This is a genomic window from Qipengyuania sp. JC766, assembly GCF_040717445.1.
In the GTDB taxonomy this organism is placed as follows: Bacteria; Pseudomonadota; Alphaproteobacteria; order Sphingomonadales; family Sphingomonadaceae; genus JC766.
In genome coordinates this window covers 715,388-730,267 of sequence record NZ_JBFEFL010000001.1, presented here as the reverse complement: position 1 = coordinate 730,267, position 14,880 = coordinate 715,388, and the positions used below count along the sequence as shown (strand labels likewise).

Genomic DNA, 14,880 nt, shown 5'->3' with positions numbered 1-14,880 from the left:
TAAACCGCGATTGTCCTATATCGGGACGAGGGCACTGAATTCGCACGCTTTTATCGCGTCAGGATCGCGTGTTTCTTCTTCCCGAGGCTCAATTTGCCCTCGGCGCCTTCGACAAGGACGATCATCGCGCCCGGGTCCGAGACCGTCTCCCCGTCCAGCTTGACGGCCCCTTCGGCGAGCTTGCGCTTCGCCTCGCCATTGGACGCGGTGAAGCCGAGCTCGGTCAGCACCGCGCCGATCCGCATGCCGTTCGGCCCCAGCGCCAAACGCGGCAGGTCCTCTCCCGCGCCGCCCCCGGCGAAGGTCGCGGACGCGGTCGCTTCCGCTGCCGCAGCCGCTTCCGGACCGCGGACCAGCGACGTGACCTCGTTGGCAAGCGCCACCTTGGCCGCGTTGATCTCGCTCCCCTCCAGCGCTTCCAGGCGCGCGATCTCGTCCAGCGGCAGATCGGTGAACAGCCGCAGGAAACGGCCGACGTCGCGGTCGTCCACATTGCGCCAGTACTGCCAGAAGTCGTAGCCCGGCAGGCGGTCCTCGTTGAGCCAGACCGCGCCTCCGGCCGTCTTACCCATCTTCGCGCCGTCGGCCGTCGTGAGGAGCGGCGTCGTCACGCCGAACAGTTCGCGCCCCTCCATGCGCCGACCGAGCTCCAGCCCGTTGACTATGTTGCCCCACTGGTCGCTGCCGCCCATTTGCAGGCGGCAGTCGTAACGCCGCGCCAGTTCGACGAAGTCGTAGGCCTGGAGGATCATGTAGTTGAATTCGAGGAAGGTGAGCGGCTGTTCCCGGTCGAGGCGCAGCCGCACCGAATCGAAGGTCAGCATCCGGTTGACGGTGAAGTGCGGGCCGACATCGCGCAGCAGGTCGATATAACCGAGCTGGCCCAGCCATTCGTCGTTGTTGACCATGATGGCATCGGTCGGGCCGTCGCCGAAGGTCAGCAGCCTTTCGAACACCGTCCGGATCCCGGCGATGTTGGCGGCGATGTCCTCGTCCGACAGCATCTTGCGGCTCTCGTCCTTGCCGCTGGGGTCGCCGACCTTGGTCGTCCCGCCGCCCATGACGACGATCGGCTTGTGCCCCGCCTGCTGCAGGCGGCGCTGCATGAAGATCTGGACCAGGTGCCCGACATGAAGACTGGACGCGGTGGCATCATATCCGATGTATCCCGGCACGACCTGCTTCGAGGCCAGCGCATCCAGCGCACCCGCATCGGTCGCCTGGTGGATGTAGCCGCGTTCGTCGAGCAGCTTCAGAAGGTCGGATCGGTATTCACTCATCGGTTCGGTTCCAGGCCGGAAGTGGAGACATGGACCGCTTGGACCACTGTCCTGGGGGAGAAAAACCGCCCCCGGGATCGGGGCGGAACGGATGGTGGCATTGAAGCGGGCACGGCGGTCATGCAAGCCCTCTAGCCGATGACGATGGTTGTAGGACAGCGCCTTGAGCAGCTTGCCGCCCAAAAGCGCCGGCCCTAGCAGTAAGGGCATCATGTACGAACTCGTCGCCCATCCGTCCCGCCCGCCGCGGTCGGTCACCAAGGTCACTGCAAGCTGGCTGAAGCAGACCGAACACTGGTTGCGCATCCGCTGGCGTGTCGACGGCAGTGCGGCACTCGTCCTGCCGCCTATCGCCACCCGGGCAAGAGCGGACGAATTGTGGACCACGACGTGCTTCGAGCTCTTCCTCGGTCACTCCGGGACCGATGGATACACGGAGATCAACCTGTCGCCGTCGACACGCTGGGCAGCCTACGATTTCGACGGGGTGCGCGCCGGCATGCGGAACCGCGAGATGCCGCGCAGCCCGGTCGGCACCATTCGCCCCGGACGTGCCTTCACCCTGTACGATGCCGACATCCCCCGCGCCGGATTGCCGGACTGCGACCGCGTCGGGATCACCGCTGTGATCGAGGAGGATGGGGGCACGAAGTCCTACTGGGCGCTGGAACACCGGAAGGGCGTGCCCGATTTCCACGATCCGGCTTGCTTCGCGGCGCGGCTTCCGCCACCCGATAAGCCATGAAGAACGGCATCGACCGGCTCCTTTCGAACGCCGCATTGCGCAAGCCCCTCGAAGGCAAGAGAGTGGCCCTCGTGGCGCATCCCGCTTCCGTCACGGCGGACCTGACCCACAGCCTCGATGCGCTGATCGCGGCGGGCGTGCGCGTTACCAGCGCATTCGGCCCGCAGCATGGGCTGAAGGGCGACAAGCAGGACAACATGGTCGAAACCGCGGACGAGACCGATCCGCAATACGGTATCCCCGTCTTCAGCCTGTACGGCGAGGTCCGCCGGCCAAGCGGGCAAATGATGTCCAGCGCGGACGTGTTCCTGTTCGACCTGCAGGACCTCGGCTGCCGGATCTACACCTTCGTCACCACGCTGCTCTACCTGCTCGAGGAAGCGGCGCGCCACGGCAAGGAAGTCTGGGTGCTCGACCGGCCCAACCCGGCGGGGCGGCCGGTGGAGGGCACGCTGCTGGTGCCGGGCGAAGAAAGCTTCGTCGGTGCCGCGCCCATGCCCATGCGCCACGGCCTGACCATGGGGGAAATGGGCCACTGGTTCATCGAACGCTTCGATCTCGACATCGAATACCGCGTCATCGAGATGGAAGGCTGGCAACCCGACGGCCCCGGCCACGGCTGGCCGCAGGACCGCGTGTGGATCAATCCCTCGCCCAACGCGGCCAACGTCAACATGGCGCGCGCCTATGCCGGCACCGTCATGCTGGAAGGCACGAATTTGAGCGAGGGAAGGGGCACCACCCGCCCGCTTGAAATGCTGTTCGGTGCGCCGGATGTGGACGCAGGCGCAGTGCGCGCCGAAATGGAGCGGCTCGAGCCCGAATGGCTCGCCGGATGCGCCTTGCGCGAATGCTGGTTCGAACCGACCTTCCACAAGCATGCCGGGCAGCTGTGCAACGGCCTGATGGTCCATGCCGAAGGCCCGTTCTACGCGCACCACGCCTTCCGCCCCTGGCGATTGCAGGCGCTGGCCTTCAAGGCGATCCGCCGCCGCTATCCGGACTACGATATCTGGCGCGATTTCCCGTACGAATACGAGCACGAGAGGCTGGCGATCGACGTCATCAATGGCGGCCCGTCGCTGCGCGAATGGGTCGACGACCCCGCCGCATCACCGCACGATCTGGACAACATCGCCAGCGCCGACGAAGCGGCCTGGGTCCCGATGGTCCGCGGGCATTTGCTTTACTGATGATGTCCTCTCATCTGCATTTTTTAAATGAGGACGAAGCCGATCGCAGACTGGCGCTTAATCCGAAGGACGTCGAAGCGCTTGTTGCCAAAGGGTCGCATCGGTCTCTCGCTGGGGAGCGAAGAGCTGCAATCGCCTTTTACCGGACGGCTCTACGGCATGGCAGTGCTTCGAACCTGGATGTCCAGCGCTTGTTGGACGAGATGCGAGGCGAACTGGACGAACTTGAACGCGGAATCTTGCCGCATACGATAGAGCAACTTCGGCAAGCCGGATTTCCAAGACAAGATTGGCATCCGCGGTTTGAAAAAGCGTTTGAAATAATGACCGGTACTAGGTCGCGCGAACCGACTCGTGTTCGTTTCCCGCAGGTACCTACGATGTTCTACTACCCAGATCTGCCGCAGATGTACTTTTTCGATGCTCGTGAATTCAATTGGTGCGAACAGGTCCAAAAGGCTTCAGGTTCTATTCGAGACGAGGGACTAGCCCTGCTTGCTCGCGACGGAGACTTCGAACCCTACGTGAGGAGCAGGGGCGATCGGCCCCAAGGCGATGTCCATGGGATGCTGGACAACCGAGACTGGACGACCTTCGATTTGACGGAAAAAGGACAGCCAATTCTCGAACGCATTGAGCGAGCGCCTTCGACTTGGTCGACCATTTCCGCTGCCGCGCCGCTCTGCAACATCCCTAATCGCGCGCCTACGGTCATGTTTTCGTTACTAAAGGCCTCTCGTTCAATTCCGCCACATACCGGGATGATCAATGCCCGCTTGATCTGCCATCTTCCCCTCGTCGTGCCCGGAGAAGCCGAGCTTCGTGTCGGCGAAGAGCGACGCCAATGGCAGGAGGGAGAACTGCTAGCGTTCGACGACTCGGTTGAACACGAAGCCTGGAACTCGGCAACGAAAGATAGATTGGTCCTTATTTTCGACGTCTGGCACCCAAGCCTCGAAGAGATCGAGAAGGATCAAATTCGCGCTTTGTTCTCGGCGGTCGATGCTTACTAGTGGCTTGAGTGCCTTACGAATTACTACCCTACTGAGCCGGGACGAGGCCATTAAGGTCAGGCTCGACTTTCGGAAGGGGGCGCACGTCTTCGGCAGCGTTGTCCATGACCATGACGGGGCAACCGTCGATCCGCTTGTCCACGGCCTTCATTAGGTGAGCCGAGTGATCACCGGCAGGTTCGCGCCGCAATTCGGCCTGTCCCGCTTCGTCACGCACATGCCGAACCGTCTCGCGGCATTCCGCCTCTTTGCCTGCCGGGACTTCCTCCGAAAACTCGGCATCCTCGATCGACTGCCATTGCCGCGCAGGATCCGAATAGGCGGGATTGTCCAGTGACACGGGATCTACGGATTGCGCGAAGGCGACGCTTCCGAAAAGTCCGCATCCCACGACGAGCATCGCAACCAAACGCATGATATCTCTCCTCTTCCCCCGATGATAGCGGATCGGAGCCGGCGAAGCCAGAGCGCGGCGGTTTTCAGTGGCCGTGCTTGCGGGTCAGTTCGCGCATCGCGTCGTCCAGACCGTCCAGCGTGAGCGGGTACATCCGGTCGTTCACAAGCTGGCGCATCATCTTAGTGGACTGGGAATAACCCCATTGCGCTTCCGGAACGGGATTGAGCCAGACGGTCGCGGGATAGGTGTTGGTCATCCTCTGCATCCAGATGGCGCCCGCCTCCTCGTTCATGTGCTCGACGCTGCCGCCCGGATGGCTGATCTCGTAAGGGCTCATCGCGGCATCGCCGACGAAGACGACCTTGTAATCATGCCCGTACTTGTGAAGCACGTCCCACGTCTTGGTGCGTTCCTGCCAGCGGCGGCGATTGTCCTTCCAGACGCCTTCGTAAAGGCAGTTGTGGAAGTAGAAGAATTCGAGGTTCTTAAATTCGGCCGTGGCGGCGCTGAACAGTTCTTCCACCAGCTTGATGAAGGGGTCCATCGATCCGCCGACATCGAGAAACAGGAGCACCTTGACCGCATTGCGCCGTTCGGGCCGCATGTGGATGTCGAGCCAGCCCTGCTTCGCCGTGCCGCGAATGGTCTCGTCTATGTCCAGCTGGTCCGCTGCGCCCTCGCGCGCAAACCGGCGCAGGCGCCGCAGCGCCATCTTGATGTTGCGCGTGCCCAGTTCGCGCGTGTTGTCCAGGTTCTTGAAGTCGCGCTTTTCCCACACCTTCACGGCGCGCTTGTTCTTGCTCTCCCCGCCGATACGCACGCCTTCGGGGTGGTAGCCGGAATTGCCGAACGGACTGGTCCCGCCGGTCCCGATCCACTTGTTGCCGCCCTCGTGCCGCTCCTTCTGCTCCTCGAGCCGCTTCTTAAGCGTATCCATGATCTCGTCCCAGGAACCGAGCTTCTCGATCTCGGCCATTTCCTCTTCGCTGAGGAATTTCTCGGCCACCGCTTTCAGCCAGTCTTCCGGAATTTCGACCGGGTTCTGGCCATAGTCGCTGATGATGCCCTTGAAGACGCGGTCGAAGACCTGGTCGAACCGGTCGAGGAGGCCTTCGTCCTTCACGAAGGTCGCGCGGCTGAGGTAGTAGAACGCTTCGGGCGACTGGCCGATCACGTCGCGGTCTAGCGCTTCGAGCAGGGTCAGATGCTCCTTGGGCGTCGCGGAAATGCCCGCGGCCCGCAACTCGTCCAGGAAATCGTAGAACATGGAAGCCTGCCTAACGGAGCGCTTTTCGGCGCACCAGCCCTTTCAGCCTTAAGCATCCGACAACCATTGCCGCTTAGGGATCGCTAGGGACGAACAAGGGGCGCAATCTACCAATGGATCACCAGCCAATCGACGCGACCAGTGGGCATGCGATCGATCGCATTCCGGACGCCTGCGGACAGGTGTCCGAAGGTTGCTCCGATGTCGCGGGGATCGTGGAAGCGGTGCTGGCATCCTCCGTACGACTGCGCGAAGACCACGAGGCCTTGCAGGACACGGTGCGCGAACTGGAGCGCGACCAGCGCGCCGTTTCCGAAGCCAGCGACGAGGCCCGCCTGCTGTCCGCCCGCGCGATCGAGCGGCTGGGGCAGGGCACGGCGCAGATCCATTCCTCGCTGCGGCAGTTCAGCACGCTGGTCGACCTCGTCGAGACGCTGGCCGACCATGTGACCGGCTTCGCCGCAGCAATGGAGCAGGTGAAGCGGTGCTCCAGCGACATCGAGCAGATCGCCGAGACGACCAACATCCTCTCGCTAAACGCGACGATCGAAGCCATGCGCGCGGGCGAGGCGGGCCGGGCCTTCGCCGTGGTGGCGAGCGAAGTTAAGTCGCTCGCCGCCGAGACGCGGCAGGCGACCAACGAGATCAGCCGGGTGGTGGACACGCTGGGCGGCGAGGCCTCCGGCGTCATCGAACGCATCCAGCAGGGTGCGCAGGCCAGCGACAGTGCCAAGGCCTCCATCGCCAGCATCGAACAGACCATCCAGGGCGTCTCCGACCTCGTGGAAGAGGTCGACCAGCAGAACGACCAGATCACGCGGGCGACGGGGACGATGACCGGCCACGTGACCAGCGTGCAGGACGTGATCGAGGGATACGAAGTCGCCGCGCGCGAGAACGAGGCCCGGCTGGAAGGCGCGCATCACCGCATCCGCGACCTGGAACTGACCGCCAGCGACATGTTCGACCAGCTGGTGCAGGCGGGTCTCAGCCCGCAGGACAGCGCCATGGTGGAACGCGCGCAAGGCTACGCCACAAGGCTGAAGGACATCGCCGAACGGGCGCTGGAATCGGGCAGCCTCACCATCGACCAGCTGTTCGACCAGGATTACCGGCCGGTCGAAGGAACCGACCCGCAGCTATACCGCACGCGCCTCAACGACTGGGCCGACGCGAACTGGCGCCCGATCAACGACGAGGTCGTCGCCTCAGGCGGCAATGCGATCATGGCATCGCAAAGCGACATGAACGGCTTCCTGCCGACCCATGTCACAGATCGCTCACGAGAGCCGACGGGCGACCTTGCCTACGACACGAAATACTGCCGCAACGGCCGGATCATCCTCGGCCCTCTGGACGAGAAGGCGAAGCGTAGCTCCGCACCCTACATGATGGGGGTCTATCGCCAGGAAGGCGACGGACGGACCTACCAGGTCGTGCGCAACGTTTACGTGCCGCTGGTCATCGCGGGCAGGCGCTGGGGCGATTTCGAGCTCGCCTACACCTTCGACTGATCCGCCTCAGCTCTGGCGGCGCGACATGAAGGCGAGCCGTTCGAACAGCATCACGTCCTGCTCGTTCTTCAGCAGCGCGCCGTGCAGCGGCGGGATCGCCTTGCTGGGATCGCGGTCCTGCAGGACCTCGAGCGGCATGTCCTCGTTCAGCAGCAGCTTCAGCCAGTCGAGCAGTTCGCTCGTGCTCGGCTTCTTCTTGAGCCCCGGAACTTCGCGGATCTCGTAGAATACGTCCATCGCCTTGGTGACGAGGGTCTTCTGGATGTTCGGGAAATGGACGTCCACGATCTCGCGCATCGTCTCGCGGTCGGGGAACTTGATGTAGTGGAAAAAGCAGCGGCGCAGGAACGCGTCGGGCAGTTCCTTCTCGTTGTTCGAGGTGATCACCACGATCGGGCGTTCCTTCGCCGCAATCGTTTCATGCGTTTCATAGACGTCGAACTGCATGCGATCGAGTTCCTGCAGCAGGTCGTTGGGGAACTCGATGTCGGCCTTGTCGATCTCGTCGATCAGCAGGACCGGCAGGCGTTCGCTGGTGAAGGCCTCCCACAGCTTGCCCTTCTTGATGTAGTTCGCGATGTCGTGGACGCGTTCGTCGCCCAGTTGCCCGTCGCGGAGCCGCGCAACGGCGTCATACTCGTAAAGGCCCTGCTGCGCCTTCGTGCTGGACTTCACATTCCACTCGATCAGCGAAGCGTCGATCGCCTTTGCGATCTCGTGCGCCAGGACCGTCTTGCCCGTGCCGGGCTCGCCCTTGACCAGCAGCGGACGGCGCAGCGTGACCGCGGCATCGACCGCGACCTTGAGATCGTCGGTCGCGATGTAGTTCTCGGTGCCCTGGAAACGCTCGGTCATCGGTGGTCCTTTGCAACTTTCATTCAGCCCCGCGATATTCGGACGCGCAGCCCAGTGCAAGGGAACGGCGATAGTCGCGCAAATACAATCGACTGGGCTCCGGGGGTTGCCAGCGAGGGCCACGATGTGGAGGCTGGACGCGGGAAAACGGGGAGATAATAATGGTAATTGGGGTGATCCGGACAGGCACGATCGGCTCAGCGATCGCATTGCTAGGCGCTTGTGGTGGCGCAACCGCGGATGCGACGGACTCGGCGGAAGGTGTCGATGACACGATGGAAAACACGGCAGCGCCGGCCGATGGCGCGTCGGCGGATGGCGCCCAGTCATCGCCGTCTGCTTCCAGCGAAAAGGTTGCCGAACCGGCTGACGATGGCGCGACGAAGTCCTTCGCCGGGGAAATATCCTTGCAAGGCGGTCCGGAAGTCGGACAGTTCATGGAAGTCGTCAGGGATGCCGCCGGCGAGGAGATCGAACTCGATATCCAGCTGTCCTACGGATACACGCCCGGATCGACCGACATGATGGACGCATGTGGCGAACGCTACAACGTGATCGTGGACGGGGGCCAGGTCGGCATCAATGGCGTGGAACACGCAATGGTGATCTTCTCCGACGGCTATAGCTGGGATTACGACGCTGACGATATCGGCAATACAGTCCGCTGCGACGAGACCGTCACATTTGATTTTCCCGGTTTCGGGCCCAACCCCGTGGGCCAGGGTTCGGGCTTCGGATACTATCCGATAGAGGGAACATTCGAAGTCACCGAACGCAAGGCCGGTTCGCGAACCCGGTACATACTCGTCCAGAGCTGACTTCGCTTCTCACTCCTCGAGGGCGAGGATCCGCTGCGCGAGGAGCTCGAAGGCGGTCTGGTCCACGGACGCTTCGGTATTGTTCCAGCTCATGGTCAGGATGCGGGCCACGCCATCGTCCCTGCGGAGCAGCCATGTGAGGTTGAGCACCCCGGGTTCGGAGCCACCCTTGTATCCCACGTAGTCCCACTTGTTCTGTTGCGCGTAGGAAAGGCCGGGACTGACGGCCATGATGGAGAGCGCGGTGTCGTCCCCACCTTCAACCATACGCTGCACCAGCTGGCGCAGATCCTGTCCGCTGGCGAACCATTCCAGCGTGTCGATCGCAGTCGGCTTCGAAAAGGTCGGCGGCATGATGCTCGCCGGGTTTCCGTCGATCTCTTCCGCGAACTCGTCCAGCAGCCGGCGCTGGTCAGCTTCGGTCGCGGCGACGTAGCCCGTACCCCGGTCGATGTCGCCCTTCAGCCCGAACAGTTCCAGGGTTGAGAGGAAGGGCAGGGTGCGATCCGGATCGGAATGGCCCGTCGCGCGCAATTCGGCCTCGATCGCGTCGCGGCCGACCACGTCGATCAGCATGTCGGTCGCCGTGTTGTCGCTGATCGAAATCATCATCGTCGCCAGCGTGTGCAGCGTGACCGGTGCGCCTTCGGGCCAGTCCTGCATCTGGCCGCTCGGGAAGGATGAGCGGTCGAGGCGCACGACCTCGTCCCAGCTATGCTCGCCCGCTGCGATCGATCTCGAAAGCGCGGACAGGACGTAGAGCTTGAACGTCGAACCGATCGCGTACTGCCCGTTTTCGTCCATCGCGAGGATCGGTTCGCCGCCGGAAACCGGGGCATAGAGGACGCTCGCGCGGCCGGGCAGTGCCTCGATATCGGCCTGTATCTTCTCGAGCGTGTCGTCGATCGGCTGGAAATCGTTGAGCAGCAAGCCGACGACGAAGTTCGGTTCTTCTCCCGACAGCGTCATCGGTCCACGTCCGACCGCCCGTTCGAAACGGATGGCGACCGTGGCCGTGAAGGGCCCGGTAGGCGTGACGCTTTCGACACCGATAATCGGTCCGAACTGGGCCGAAAGCTGCGAGTTCAACTGAATCAGCATGTCGGGCGAAACCTGCGCGAGGAAGGGTTCGGCAAATACCTCTTCCGCGCGCTTCGCGCCGTTGAATACGGCCACCACGTCCTTCGCCCTCTGTTCCAGCAAGGTCGAAACCTGCGTCGCGGCCGGGTCTTCGGCCTGCGCATGCGCGACCGCGGGGGCTATCAGCAGCAGGAAGGGTGCAGTCAGTTTTGCAAACATCATCCGGTTTCCTTGTGAGACGCGGGGAGGGTGGTACACGCCATGCCGTTCGACACAAACCGCCCGCGTGCGGCTTCATGCGTGATGCAGGAGAAAAGGCGATGCCCAGCGAGAATATCGAGATCCGGACTCCGGCGGGGCACACGCTGGACGGCAAGCTGGAACTGCCTACCGGTCTCGTGCGCGGCGCGGCGCTGTTCGCGCACTGCTTTACCTGCACGATGCAGAGCAAGGCCGCGGTGGAAGTAACCCGGGCGCTGGCGGCGGAAGGTATAGCCACGCTGCGTTTCGACTTTACCGGCCTCGGCGGGAGCGGGGGCGACTTCGGACGGGCGGGCTTCGCCAGCGATGTCGAGGACCTGGTCGCTTCCGCGCAGGAGCTTTGCCGCCGGTTCGGCGACGGTATCCTGCTGGTCGGTCACAGCCTTGGCGGCGCGGCCGTGCTGGCGGCAGCGGACATGATCGGCCGGGACAGGATCGCAGCGATAGCGACGATCGGCGCGCCTTCCGACGTGCCGCACGTGCTTGGAAATATCGAAGGCGACCTCGAACGGATCGAGGCGGAGGGCAGGGGCACCGTCACGATCGGGGGGCGCAAGTTCGAGCTGAGCAAGGAGTTTCTGGACAGGACCCGGTCGGTCGATCTCCTGCAACAGGTCGGTGCGCTGCGGATCCCGCTGATGTTCTGCCATTCGCCCACAGACCAGATCGTCTCGGTCGATCACGCGTCGCACTTGTTCGGCGCGGCCAAGCATCCCAAGAGCTTCGTCAGCCTGGCGGGCGCCGATCACCTGCTGACCCAGGCGCGGGACGCAAGGTTCGTGGCCGGGGTCATCGCCACCTGGGCGCAGCGGTATATCCCGATGGAAGATGACTGGCCGATGCCGGAAGACGGCATCGTAGCCTGCACCGGGCACGGCCGGTTCGGCACCGAAGTCCACACCAGCGATCATCGGTTCATCGTGGACGAACCCCGCAGCTTCGGCGGTGACGACACCGGACCGACACCATACGACCTCCTGAACGCTGCCCTCGGTACGTGTACCGCGATGACCATGAAGATGTATGCCGACCGGCAGAAATGGCCCTTCGAAGGGGTGCAGGTCCATGTCACGCACGAGCGCGATCATGCCGAGGACTGCGATCACGTCCTGGAAGAAGGAGCAAAGGTGCAGGCACTCAACCGCAGCATCCGGTTCAGGGGCAATGCCCTCTCCGACGAACAGCGCGAAAAGCTGGTCGAGATTGCCGACAAGTGCCCGGTCCACCGGACGCTGGAAGGGCATCTGCACATCCACACCGATACGCGGCGCGAAAGTTGATAGCTTTTCGGGCATGTCAGGGCTCGAGACCTGACAGCTCGCCTTCCAGGTGATCGGCGGTCTTCTGGTTGACCCACCATATGCCGCCGAACACGACAAGGAAGAAAACGAGCTTCCAGGCCAGCGACCAGAGCGCGCTCTGGTCACCCTCCAGCGTCGCCTGAAGCTGGTAGTCTGCCGCAAAGATAAGTATCAGGCCCGGGACAAGCGGCAGGAGATACCAAACGGCTATCGATCGAAGCGCCCGGACCTGCCGCGTCAGTTCGCCGCGGAGGTGCGAAAGCGTACTTTCCTCGGGACCGGCGCTCCCTGCCGAACCACGGCGGGCGAGGCCCAGCATGGCGACCGCGATGCCGATACAGGCGGCGGCATAACCGAGGGCCCTGAGAGCCTGGCCATCCGACCACGCATCGATGCCGCGCGATCCGAAGAGGATCACGAGACCGGCCGCGACGGTGTATTCGATCAGGTTGCGCCGCCGGATGGTGCGGCGGAAGCTCTTGCTGCGCATGGTGAGTTGCTCCGGGTCTGTGAAACGCGCGTCCTGTTCCTGGGCGGCCCAGCGGTTCCTGAGATCAGTCATCGGCCTCTCCCGCATTGGTGTCCTGAAAATGGGCGGCAAGTCTTTCGCGCAGCCGCGAAAGGCGCGTGGCGACCGCCCCTGCGCTCAATCCCGTGACTTCGGCGATCTCCGAACCCGAATGGCCTTCCAGCCAGAGCAGGATCAATTGCGCGTCGAGCAGCGGCAGCACGCGTATCTGTGCGTGCAGCCGGTCGAGCGCATGGCGGTCGGCGGCGGCTGCTTCGTCGTCATCGCCCGGCAGGACGTCGACATCCTCGAGATCGACGGTGGCCGGTCGCCGTCCGGCGCGACCCACGTGATCGGCGGCGACATTGTGCGCCACGCGGAACACCCATGTCTTGAGCGCGCAGTCTCCCTTGAAGCGCGCGAGACTGCGCCAGATTTCGAGGTGGATTTCCTGTTCGAGGTCGCGCGCCTTGTCGGCATCGCGCTCCATCGCGCGGGAAAGGCGCGCAATGGCAGGGGCGAAATGCTCGCCCGCCTGTCGATAGAGGTCTGCCTGTTGCCCCGTCATGTCCCTTTAGTCGCCGACGGGCCGGATTTCTTACAACGGACGCGAAAAAATTTTCAGGCGTCGATCATGTCCCGGTCCATTTCGCCGGCGCGGTTCTGGATGAAATTGAACCGGTGCTCGGGATTGCGGCCCATCAGCTGGTCGACGAGGTTCTTGACCACGGCGCGCTGTTCGAACTCCTGCGGCAGGGTGATGCGGATCAGGCTGCGCGTTTCGGGGTTCATGGTCGTTTCCCGCAATTGCTGCGGGTTCATCTCGCCTAGGCCCTTGAAGCGGCCGACATCGACCTTCTTGCCCTTGAACACGGTCGCTTCCAGTTCCGCGCGGTGCGCGTCGTCGGCGGCGTAGCGGCTCTCCTTGCCAGAGGTCAGGCGATAGAGCGGCGGCTGCGCCAGGAACAGGTGCCCGCGCCGCACCACTTCCGGCATTTCCTGGAAGAAGAACGTCATCAGAAGCGTCGCGATGTGCGCGCCGTCGACATCGGCGTCGGTCATGATGATGATCCGGTCGTAGCGCAGGTTCTCCGGATCGCAGTCCTTGCGCGTGCCGCAACCCATGGCGAGGATGAGGTCCGCGATTTCGGAATTGGCGCGAATCTTGTCGGCGGTCGCGCTGGCGACATTCAGGATCTTGCCGCGAATGGGAAGGATCGCCTGCGTCTTGCGGTCGCGCGCCTGCTTGGCACTGCCGCCCGCGGAATCGCCTTCGACGATGAACAGCTCGGTTTCGCCCGATCCCTCACCGGAGCAGTCCGTCAGCTTGCCGGGTAGGCGCAGCTTCTTCGCATTGGTGGCGGTCTTGCGCTTGATCTCGCGCTCCGCCTTGCGGCGCAGGCGCTCGTCCATGCGGTCCATGACCTCGCCCAGCAACGCCTTGCCGCGGTCCATGTTATCGGTGAGGAAATGGTCGAAGTGATCGCGCACCGCGTTCTCGACCAGCCGGGTCGCTTCCGGGCTGGTGAGGCGGTCCTTGGTCTGGCTCTGGAACTGCGGATCGCGAATGAAGACGCTGAGCATGATCTCCGCGCCCGTCATCACGTCGTCGGCGGAGATGTCCTTCGCCTTCTTGGTCCCGGTCAGTTCGCCGAAGGCACGCAGTCCCTTGGTGAGGGCTGCCCGCACGCCCTGTTCGTGCGTGCCGCCATCGGGCGTGGGCACCGTGTTGCAGTACCAGCTGGTCGAACCGTCGGAGAACAGGGGCCAGGCGACCGCCCATTCGACGCGGCCCTGGTCGTCGGGGAAATCCTGCGAGCCGGTGAAGGGCTGGCTCGTCACGCATTCGCGCGCGCCGATTTGTTCCGCTAGGTGGTCCGCCAGACCGCCGGGGAACTTGAAAACCGCTTCAGCCGGCACATCGTCGGATGTCAGGCTTTCCGCACACTTCCAGCGGATCTCCACCCCTGCGAACAGGTATGCCTTGGACCGTGCGAGCTTGAACAGTCGATGCGGCTTGAACTGCCGGTCGCCGAAGATTTCGGTGTCGGGCAGGAAGCTGACCGTCGTGCCGCGGCGGTTGGGGGTGGGGCCGAGCTTCTGCAGCTCGCTCGTCGTCTGGCCTTTCGAGAAGGTCTGCGCATAAAGCTGCCGGTCGCGCGCGACCTCGACCCGCGTGTCGCTGCTGAGCGCGTTGACCACGCTGACGCCCACGCCGTGCAGGCCGCCGCTGGTCGCGTAGGCCTTGCCCGAGAACTTGCCGCCGGAGTGGAGCGTGGAAAGGATCACCTCGAGTGTCGATTTGCCCGGAAACTTGGGATGCTCGTCAACCGGGATGCCGCGCCCGTTGTCGGTAATGGTGAGACGATTGCCTTCCTCGAGCGAGACCTCGATGCGGCTGGCATGGCCTGCGACAGCCTCGTCCATCGCGTTGTCGAGCACTTCCGCGGCGAGGTGGTGCAGCGCGCGGTCGTCCGTACCGCCGATATACATGCCCGGGCGCCGGCGGACCGGCTCCAGTCCTTCGAGAACTTCGATGGAGGATGAATCGTAGTCGCCGCTGGACGCGGGCGTACCGTCAAACAGGTCTTCGGACATGATCGGGAATATAGGACTGCCGCCCGCCGCGTCACAAGCGGGGCGGGCGG

14 protein-coding genes are annotated in these 14,880 nt (G+C 63.6%); 6 read left to right on the top strand and 8 right to left on the bottom strand.

The features are described from left to right. Positions 1–50: 50 nt before the first annotated feature. The gene (gene tyrS / locus AB1K63_RS03590; RefSeq protein WP_366958574.1) at positions 51–1,280 is read right to left on the bottom strand and encodes a tyrosine--tRNA ligase; all 1,230 of its coding nucleotides are present in this window, start codon (positions 1,278–1,280) and stop codon (positions 51–53) included. Positions 1,281–1,491: 211 nt separating this feature from the next. Here tyrS and AB1K63_RS03585 point away from each other — a divergent pair, with 211 nt between their 5' ends. The 3 genes from AB1K63_RS03585 to AB1K63_RS03575 are packed head-to-tail and all read left to right on the top strand — an operon-like array spanning position 1,492 to position 4,231. Then, a complete protein-coding gene (locus AB1K63_RS03585) occupies positions 1,492–2,025 on the top strand; it encodes a DOMON-like domain-containing protein (RefSeq protein ID WP_366958573.1) in 534 nt (177 codons plus the stop codon). After that, entirely contained in the window at positions 2,022–3,218 is a 1,197-nt protein-coding gene (locus AB1K63_RS03580) for a DUF1343 domain-containing protein (RefSeq protein WP_366958572.1), read from the top strand. The genes AB1K63_RS03585 and AB1K63_RS03580 overlap by 4 nt, the downstream gene beginning before the upstream one ends. Continuing rightward, the gene (locus tag AB1K63_RS03575; RefSeq protein WP_366958571.1) at positions 3,218–4,231 is read left to right on the top strand and encodes an aspartyl/asparaginyl beta-hydroxylase domain-containing protein; all 1,014 of its coding nucleotides are present in this window, start codon (positions 3,218–3,220) and stop codon (positions 4,229–4,231) included. The genes AB1K63_RS03580 and AB1K63_RS03575 overlap by 1 nt, the downstream gene beginning before the upstream one ends. A 28-nt stretch (positions 4,232–4,259) precedes the next feature. Here the strand turns inward: AB1K63_RS03575 and AB1K63_RS03570 are convergent, their stop codons facing one another. After that, positions 4,260–4,646: a hypothetical protein gene (locus AB1K63_RS03570; RefSeq protein WP_366958570.1), complete on the bottom strand. Its 387-nt coding sequence runs from the start codon at positions 4,644–4,646 to the stop codon at positions 4,260–4,262. A gap of 64 nt (positions 4,647–4,710) precedes the next feature. Further along, on the bottom strand, positions 4,711–5,895 hold the full coding sequence (locus tag AB1K63_RS03565; protein WP_366958569.1) for a VWA domain-containing protein: 1,185 nt from the start codon (positions 5,893–5,895) through the stop codon (positions 4,711–4,713). Between the two features lie 113 nt (positions 5,896–6,008). Here AB1K63_RS03565 and AB1K63_RS03560 point away from each other — a divergent pair, with 113 nt between their 5' ends. Then, entirely contained in the window at positions 6,009–7,409 is a 1,401-nt protein-coding gene (locus tag AB1K63_RS03560) for a methyl-accepting chemotaxis protein (RefSeq protein ID WP_366958568.1), read from the top strand. Positions 7,410–7,415: 6 nt separating this feature from the next. Here the strand turns inward: AB1K63_RS03560 and AB1K63_RS03555 are convergent, their stop codons facing one another. Further along, a complete protein-coding gene (locus AB1K63_RS03555; RefSeq protein ID WP_366958566.1) occupies positions 7,416–8,264 on the bottom strand; it encodes a MoxR family ATPase in 849 nt (282 codons plus the stop codon). A 275-nt stretch (positions 8,265–8,539) separates the two neighbouring features. On the opposite strand from AB1K63_RS03555, the gene AB1K63_RS03550 reads away from it, so the two are divergent. Then, positions 8,540–9,082 carry a hypothetical protein gene (locus AB1K63_RS03550; protein WP_366958565.1) on the top strand — a complete coding sequence of 181 codons (543 nt, stop codon included), beginning with the start codon at positions 8,540–8,542 and terminating at the stop codon, positions 9,080–9,082. Between the two features lie 9 nt (positions 9,083–9,091). Here the strand turns inward: AB1K63_RS03550 and AB1K63_RS03545 are convergent, their stop codons facing one another. Then, positions 9,092–10,384, bottom strand: a complete 1,293-nt coding sequence (locus AB1K63_RS03545; protein WP_366958564.1) for a serine hydrolase — start codon at positions 10,382–10,384, stop codon at positions 9,092–9,094. 74 nt (positions 10,385–10,458) lie between these two features. On the opposite strand from AB1K63_RS03545, the gene AB1K63_RS03540 reads away from it, so the two are divergent. Beyond that, entirely contained in the window at positions 10,459–11,703 is a 1,245-nt protein-coding gene (locus AB1K63_RS03540) for a bifunctional alpha/beta hydrolase/OsmC family protein (RefSeq protein ID WP_366958563.1), read from the top strand. 16 nt (positions 11,704–11,719) lie between these two features. Here AB1K63_RS03540 and AB1K63_RS03535 read toward each other — a convergent pair whose 3' ends face one another. The 3 genes from AB1K63_RS03535 to parE are packed head-to-tail and all read right to left on the bottom strand — an operon-like array spanning position 11,720 to position 14,830. Beyond that, positions 11,720–12,286: a hypothetical protein gene (locus tag AB1K63_RS03535; protein ID WP_366958562.1), complete on the bottom strand. Its 567-nt coding sequence runs from the start codon at positions 12,284–12,286 to the stop codon at positions 11,720–11,722. Next, on the bottom strand, positions 12,279–12,800 hold the full coding sequence (locus tag AB1K63_RS03530) for an RNA polymerase sigma factor (RefSeq protein ID WP_366958561.1): 522 nt from the start codon (positions 12,798–12,800) through the stop codon (positions 12,279–12,281). Before AB1K63_RS03530 ends, AB1K63_RS03535 begins: the two co-directional genes overlap by 8 nt. Positions 12,801–12,853: 53 nt before the next feature. Next, positions 12,854–14,830 carry a DNA topoisomerase IV subunit B gene (gene parE, locus AB1K63_RS03525; RefSeq protein WP_366958559.1) on the bottom strand — a complete coding sequence of 659 codons (1,977 nt, stop codon included), beginning with the start codon at positions 14,828–14,830 and terminating at the stop codon, positions 12,854–12,856. Positions 14,831–14,880 lie beyond the last annotated feature (50 nt).